At 67.2% G+C, this 6,206-nt stretch carries 6 protein-coding genes and 1 pseudogene; 5 read left to right on the top strand and 2 right to left on the bottom strand.

The window, feature by feature from the left end; translation table 11 throughout:
- Positions 1-125, top strand: a pseudogene (locus AC5P60_RS12305) (IS110 family transposase); the annotation flags it as partial.
- Between the two features lie 82 nt (positions 126-207).
- On the opposite strand, the gene AC5P60_RS12300 reads toward AC5P60_RS12305, so the two are convergent.
- Positions 208-2,205, bottom strand: a complete 1,998-nt coding sequence (locus AC5P60_RS12300) for a bifunctional DedA family/phosphatase PAP2 family protein (protein ID WP_483693676.1) — start codon at positions 2,203-2,205, stop codon at positions 208-210.
- An 85-nt stretch (positions 2,206-2,290) separates the two neighbouring features.
- On the opposite strand from AC5P60_RS12300, the gene AC5P60_RS12295 reads away from it, so the two are divergent.
- A complete protein-coding gene (locus AC5P60_RS12295) occupies positions 2,291-2,953 on the top strand; it encodes a serine/threonine-protein kinase (protein ID WP_049403914.1) in 663 nt (220 codons plus the stop codon).
- Positions 2,950-3,456 (top strand): DUF2867 domain-containing protein, encoded by a 507-nt coding sequence (locus AC5P60_RS12290; protein ID WP_033834484.1) that lies wholly within the window; start codon positions 2,950-2,952, stop codon positions 3,454-3,456. The genes AC5P60_RS12295 and AC5P60_RS12290 overlap by 4 nt, the downstream gene beginning before the upstream one ends.
- 51 nt (positions 3,457-3,507) lie before the next feature.
- On the opposite strand, the gene AC5P60_RS12285 is transcribed toward AC5P60_RS12290, so the two are convergent.
- Positions 3,508-4,191: a hypothetical protein gene (locus AC5P60_RS12285; protein WP_005414380.1), complete on the bottom strand. Its 684-nt coding sequence runs from the start codon at positions 4,189-4,191 to the stop codon at positions 3,508-3,510.
- A 108-nt stretch (positions 4,192-4,299) separates the two neighbouring features.
- Here AC5P60_RS12285 and AC5P60_RS12280 point away from each other — a divergent pair, with 108 nt between their 5' ends.
- Both AC5P60_RS12280 and AC5P60_RS12275 read left to right on the top strand, forming a co-directional pair.
- Positions 4,300-5,118: an SDR family oxidoreductase gene (locus tag AC5P60_RS12280; RefSeq protein WP_483693675.1), complete on the top strand. Its 819-nt coding sequence runs from the start codon at positions 4,300-4,302 to the stop codon at positions 5,116-5,118.
- Positions 5,119-5,211: 93 nt separating this feature from the next.
- Positions 5,212-6,204: a YiiG family protein gene (locus AC5P60_RS12275; RefSeq protein ID WP_049431194.1), complete on the top strand. Its 993-nt coding sequence runs from the start codon at positions 5,212-5,214 to the stop codon at positions 6,202-6,204.
- The last annotated feature ends 2 nt before the right edge of the window (positions 6,205-6,206 follow it).

The raw sequence follows: 6,206 nt of genomic DNA, 5'->3' as shown, positions 1-6,206 counted from the left end.
TTTACGCTGGCCTGAAGGCCAAGGGCAAAGCGAGCAAGGTGGCGCTCGTGGCGGTCATGCGCAAAATGCTGGTGATCCTCAACGCCCGTAAGCGAGACGCCGAGGTGGCCCTCGGCTGCCCCTGACAAGACAGTTGCTACTCCGCCGGGCATGGTTCGGCGCTACCTGTCGTGTTCCGGCAGCGCCGGGTCATGCCCGGCGGCCTCCTCAGGGCGTTGTCGTCTTCAACCGCAGCACCGGCAACCCGGTTTCGCTGTGCACGTCCTCGCGCTGCGGCAGGCCCTGCACGGCGTCCTTCACCGCGTTCAACGCCGGGTCGACGCCACGCAGCGGGTGCCACATGCCGATCCATTCGAAGTGGCGTTCGTAACGCAGGGTCTGTGCACTGCCCAGCCACAGCGGCGTGTTGCCCGCCTGCAGCTGCGCGGGTGCCTGCCACAGGCGCAGCACATAGCGTTCGTCCGGCTTCGCACCCTGGCGCACCATCAGCAGTGCTTCCACGCGGGTGTCCAGCGTGGCCGGCAGCACCGGCAGTTCATCGGCGCCGGTGTTCTTGTCCAGCATCAGCAGCGCCTGCTGCCAGCCTGCCTGTTCCTGCCGCTTCCAGCCACGCGCTTCCAGCTGCGCCTGCAGCGGTGCCAATGGCCCGGCCACCTGCACGTCCAGCGGCCAGCGCTGGTCGTCGTCGAACTCGTTGCGGCGCGCCGGCAGCGTGGCCCAGTCGTGCTGCCACCAGGCCTGCATGTCCATCGCCTGCGGGGCCGGCAGGGTCGGTTCGAAGCGTTCCAGCTTCACCGGGATGTTGCGCGGTGCGTACCACATCGCCGCCACGGCGAAGACGCCGTAGAACAGCCAGGCCACCGGCTTCACCCAGAACGAGCGGTTGAAGCGGCGGCGATAGGCGATGCCCAGCACCAGCAGCCAGAACGTGCCGAACAGCATGCCGCCGATCACGTCGCTCAGCCAATGCGCGCCCAGGTACAGGCGCGAGAAGCCGATCAGGCTGACCACGATGCCCGAGACCAGGTACGGCCAGACGCGGGTGCGGCCGGGCATCTCGCGTGCGATCAGCACCGCGAAGAAGCCGAAGGTGATGGTGGCCATGGTCACCGACACCGACGGGAAGCCGAAGCCGCTGCTGGCGTCGATCGGGCGCACCACATCCACGGTGGCGCCCAGCAGCATGGTCAGCGCCAGGCCGAAGGCCAGTGCCGCCAGCCAGTGAGCAGCGGCCATCCAGCGTCGGCGCCAGATCAGATAGCCCATCGCCGCGGCGGTGGCTGGCAGCAGGACCTGCCAGGCCCCGAGCGACGCCAGCGCAGCCATCGGGTAGTCGGCCAGCGGATTGCGCAGCGCCAGCATGGCCTGGTGCACCAGCAGGTCGATCGCCAGCGGCTCGCCGTGTGCGACCACCACGGTCAACAGCGCGAACCAGCCCCAGCCCAGCAGGAGCAGCATCAGCGCCAGCATCGCCAGCGGCACCGATTCGCGCCGCTTCGGGTCCAGCACGCCAACGGTGTAGCGGCCCAGCGTCGGGTGGCGGTTGGACCAGTCCAGCAGGCGTGCCAGCCAGTTGTCCATGCGTGCGGCCGACCAGCGGTAGCCGTACAGCACGATGGCCCAGACCAGGCCAAGGATCACTGCCAGCAGGCCGACCACCACCACCAGCCGCCCGGCCACAGCAGCCACCGCGTCGTACGCTTCGCCGAGGATCCAGCCCGGCGCCAGGAACAGCACCGCCCAGGAAATGCTGGCGATGCCGCTGGCCTGCACGTAGCGGCTGGCGGGCATCTTCATCATGCCGGCGATGGCCGGCACGAACGGGCGGATCGCGCCGACGTAGCGTGCCACCAGGATGCTCTTGAAGGCATTGCGGCGGAACAGGTTTTCGCCCCGGTCGAGCAGCTGCGGGTAACGGCTGAACGGCCACACGCCACGCAGGCGGTCGCCCCAGCGGCGGCCGATCCAGTAACTGATGCCATCGCCGGCAAACGCACCCAATGCCGCAGCCGCCACCGCGTACGGCCCGGAGATCTGGCCCAGGCCAATGAACACGCCCACCGCGAACAGCAGTGGCAGTGCCGGCACGATGGCGCCAAGAATGATGACCGCATCGCAGAAGGCGATGAGGAAGATAACGGCGCCCGCCAGCACGGGGTGAGCGGCAATCCACGCGAGCGTGGCGTCGATCCATGAAGAGTCCATTGCCCGATTATAGGGGCGTGAAGGTGACTGGTTCCCAGCCGCTTCGTGACCGTTTGCAACCGGCGCCATCGCCTAGAATGGAGTCATGCCGCATACGCCAGACGCTCCCCACCGTGCTTTGAAGGCCGACAGTTTCGGCCGGATCCTTCTGGTTGAAGGGCCCGATGGCCCGTTCGTACGCCGCGATCTGGGGGCCACGCCGCTGTGGCTGCGGTTGCCCGCGTGGTGGCTTGCACGTCGCGAAGCACGCGCGCTGCGCCATATCCATGGCATGGCCGATGTGCCGCAGCTGCTGGCCTGGGATGGCCGCCACCTCGACCGCAGCTTCATGGCCGGCGATGCCATGTACCAGCGTCCGCCGCGCGGCGATCTGGCCTGGTTCCGCGCCGCGCGTCGCCTGCTGCAGCAGCTGCATCGCAATGGCGTGGCCCACAACGACCTGGCCAAGGAAGCCAACTGGCTGGTCACTGAAGATGGGCGACCGGCGCTGATCGACTTCCAGCTGGCGGTGATCGGCAACCCGCGCTCGCGCTGGATGCGGCTGCTGGCCCGCGAGGACCTGCGCCACCTGCTCAAGCACAAGCGCATGTACTGCCGCGAATCACTCACCCCGGTGGAGAAGCGCGTGCTCAAGCGCACCTCGTGGGTGCGCGAACTGTGGTTCGCCACCGGCAAGCCGGTCTACCGCTTCGTCACCCGCCGCATCCTGCACTGGGAAGACAACGAGGGGCAGGGACCGAAGCCGTGAGTGCATCGCAGGTGATGAGCGCGCCGCCGAGCGCGGGCAGCGTGCTGCGAACTCAGCTGCCCGGTGCGGATTTCGTGCATGCGTGCCATGCGACCACCCGTCGTGATGGGCGCTCGGCCTTGCAGGCCTATCGCGACATGGCCGCGAGCATTCCCGGTTGGTTCGATGGTCTGATGGCGCTGCGCAACCAAGGCATGCGCCTGCTTGGGATGAAGCACCTTGGCTCATTGCGTGCGGTGCAGGACACCGACGATCCGGCTGCCGGCCAGCGGCTGGGCATCTTCACCCTGCAGTCGCTGGATGACGATGCCATCGTGCTGGAAGACGATGATCGCCACCTGCGCGTACAGCTGGCCCTGCAATGGCAGGGCGATGCGCTGGAAGTGGTGACGGTGGTGCATACGCATAACGCATTCGGGCGCCTCTACATGCTGCCGGTCGCGCCCGTGCACAGGTTGATCGTGCCGCATCTGCTGCAGAAGCAGGTGCAGGCGTACCGATGATTCGACACTGCGCTCGCCGGGCCATGCCCGGCGACACGCGGCGTTTCCGGGTTACGGCGTCGCCGGCACCACCTGCTGGCCGATGAAGTTGCGCTTGGCATCGAAGTCATAGGCGATCTGCAGCTGGCCCACGTCCGGGCAGGCGTGGCAGTCGCGCAGCGGTGTGCGGTACAGCAGGCGGATCCCGCCGCCCTCCAGCGGTGTCGCTCCGGCCGATTGCGCCGGCGCGAACGGCGTGGCCTGCGGGTTGGCCTTCAACAGCTCCTGCACGGCCGGGTCGGCACGCAGCGTGTCGTCCAGCTGTACGGCATCCACATCGATGCGCTTGCCGCTGGCGTCGACCAGGCGGGTGCCTTCGTTGGTGTTGGCCCGGAAGGGATACTCGACCGTGGCAATGCCCAGCCCCTCGTTCTCATGCCAGGCGGTGACATACGCCAGTTCCCCGGCGCTGGACAGTTGCTCGGCCGCGGTGATCGCCTCGGCGCTTGCTCCCCCCGCTCGCATCGCATCGCGCAGGCAATCCCGGGTGGCGGCATTCTCGCCCTGGCGGCATGCGTTCAGATCGCCATCCCAGACCACGGCCTCGCTCCAGCGCATCTTGCCGTCGGCGGCGGCCTTCTCCGCGCTGGGCGCGTCACCGGCGGGTGGCTCCTTGCCGGGTTCCGGCGAACGGCCTTGGCAGGCAGTCAGCAGGGCAAGCCCCAAGGCAGGCAGCAACAGGCGGGAACGGCGCATGGCGTGGACCTCGTGCGTTGGCTGGAGGCCCGAGTATCGTCAAGGCCGGGTGAACTCCGCGTCGGCGCGGCATACTAGCGGCTCATTGCATACGCTGGAGTGTGGAACGTGGGCAGTCTGCAGGGCAAAACGCTTTTCATCACCGGAGCCTCGCGTGGGATCGGCCTGGCCATCGCACTGCGCGCTGCGCGCGACGGCGCCAACGTGGCCATTGCGGCCAAGTCGTCGGTGCCGAATCCGAAGCTGCCGGGCACCATCCATACCGCGGCTGAAGCGGTGACGGCGGCAGGCGGGCAGGGCCTGGCCCTGAAGTGCGACATCCGCGAGGAAGAGCAGGTGCACGCGGCGGTTGCGGCCACGGTCGATACCTTCGGCGGCATCGACATCCTGGTCAACAACGCCAGCGCGATCTGGCTGCGCGGTACGCTGGATACGCCGATGAAGCGTTTCGACCTGATGCAGCAGGTCAATGCGCGCGGCAGTTTCCTGTGCGCGCAGGCCTGCCTGCCGTACCTGCTGCAGGCGCCGAATCCGCACATCCTCACCCTTGCACCGCCGCCCAGCCTGGAGCCGAAGTGGTGGGCACCGCATACCGGCTACACGCTGGCGAAGATGGGCATGAGCTTCGTTACCCTGGGCCTGGCCGCGGAATTCGGCCCGCAGGGCGTGGCGGTGAATGCGCTGTGGCCGCGCACGGTCATCGCCACCGATGCGATCAACATGATCCCGGGCGTGGATGCGGCCGGCTGCCGCACGCCGCAGATCATGGCTGATGCCGCGCATGCGGTGCTGGAACGCGAAGCGGCGGGCTTCCATGGCCAGTTCCTGATCGACGATGACGTGCTGGCGCAGGCGGGTATCACCGATCTTTCGGGCTACGCAGTGGATCCATCGCGTCCGTTGCTGCCGGATCTGTTCCTGGATTGATCGTACGTCGCCGGAAGAGGCCGAGGGCTGCGACCTTCGGCCTGCTGCGCTAGAATGTGCGGCTGTAATCGTTTTCAACAGGGATGTGAGCACATGTCACGCACTCTTTCCGTCGCGGCGCTGGCCGCTTCGCTGTCGTTGATCCTGGCCGCCTGCGGTGGCAAGGCACCCGCCGCTGCGGGCGGCGCCGCTGCCTCCGGCACGCCGGACGCCAGCGCGGCGCCGTCCGACCCGCAGCAGCAGTTGGCCGCCAAGCTCAACGCCTACATCGGCTGCTTCAACGCGCTTGATTCGAAGACCCACGGCAGCATCGAGTCCTATACGCGCTGGATCAAGGATGTCGCCGCCGGCCCGACCGGTCGCGAGACACAGGTGTACGGTCCGTTCGAGATCAGCGATTACGACATGAAGCAGTGCGATGCCCCCGTGACCGAGGCGATGGCTGCCAAGCCAGTGCTGGCCGAACTCGATGCTGCTGCCGGCCACTACCAGCAGGCGCTGAAGGCACTGGTGCCGATCAGCAAGGACGCGCACGACTACTACGATCGCCAGGACTACGAAGACGACCAGTTCGCCAAGGGCAAGCAGCTGCACGCGCCCTTGATGGCCGCCTTCAAGGATTTCGTGGCTGCCAGCGAAACGTTCAATGCCGAGCTGGAGCGCCAGAACGACGCCGCCCAGCGCGAGCAGCTCAAGGCACTGGAGCAGGCCGAGGGTCGCACGCGCGAGTACTACCGCCTGGCGATGATGCTGGAAGCCAAGGCCATCATGGATCTGATGAGCGAGGATGATTTCGATCAGGCCAAGGCCCGCGAGCGTCTGGATGCGTTCAACCGCATTTCCGACGAAGCGCATGCGAAGGTGGCTGACCAGGAGCCGGGCAAGCTGGACTGGAACAGCTTCGAGCGCGAAGCCGAGAACTTCCGTCGGGAAGGCAAGGAGCGGCTGCACCGGGTCAGCAGCAAGACGCCCTACAGCGATTTCGAACGGCGTATGCTGGATTCGCCCTCGATGGCGCCGCGCGGCTCTGCCAGCAAGCTGATGCAGGAATACAACTCGCTGGTTTTCCAGAGCAACCGCCAGTAATC

The sequence above is a fragment of the Stenotrophomonas sp. YJH_SMC_120 genome (assembly GCF_059368675.1).
The sequence above is the reverse complement of the archived record's forward strand: the minus strand, read 5'-3'. Positions and strand labels throughout refer to the sequence as shown.

What these genes read in the sequence shown, in the direction of transcription:
- AC5P60_RS12300 (WP_483693676.1), bottom strand. Translation starts at nt 2,205, where the DNA reads ATGGACTCTTCATGGATCGACGCCACGCTCGCGTGGATTGCCGCTCAC.
- AC5P60_RS12295 (WP_049403914.1), top strand. Translation starts at nt 2,291, where the DNA reads ATGCCGCATACGCCAGACGCTCCCCACCGTGCTTTGAAGGCCGACAGT.
- AC5P60_RS12285 (WP_005414380.1), bottom strand. Translation starts at nt 4,191, where the DNA reads ATGCGCCGTTCCCGCCTGTTGCTGCCTGCCTTGGGGCTTGCCCTGCTG.
- AC5P60_RS12275 (WP_049431194.1), top strand. Translation starts at nt 5,212, where the DNA reads ATGTCACGCACTCTTTCCGTCGCGGCGCTGGCCGCTTCGCTGTCGTTG.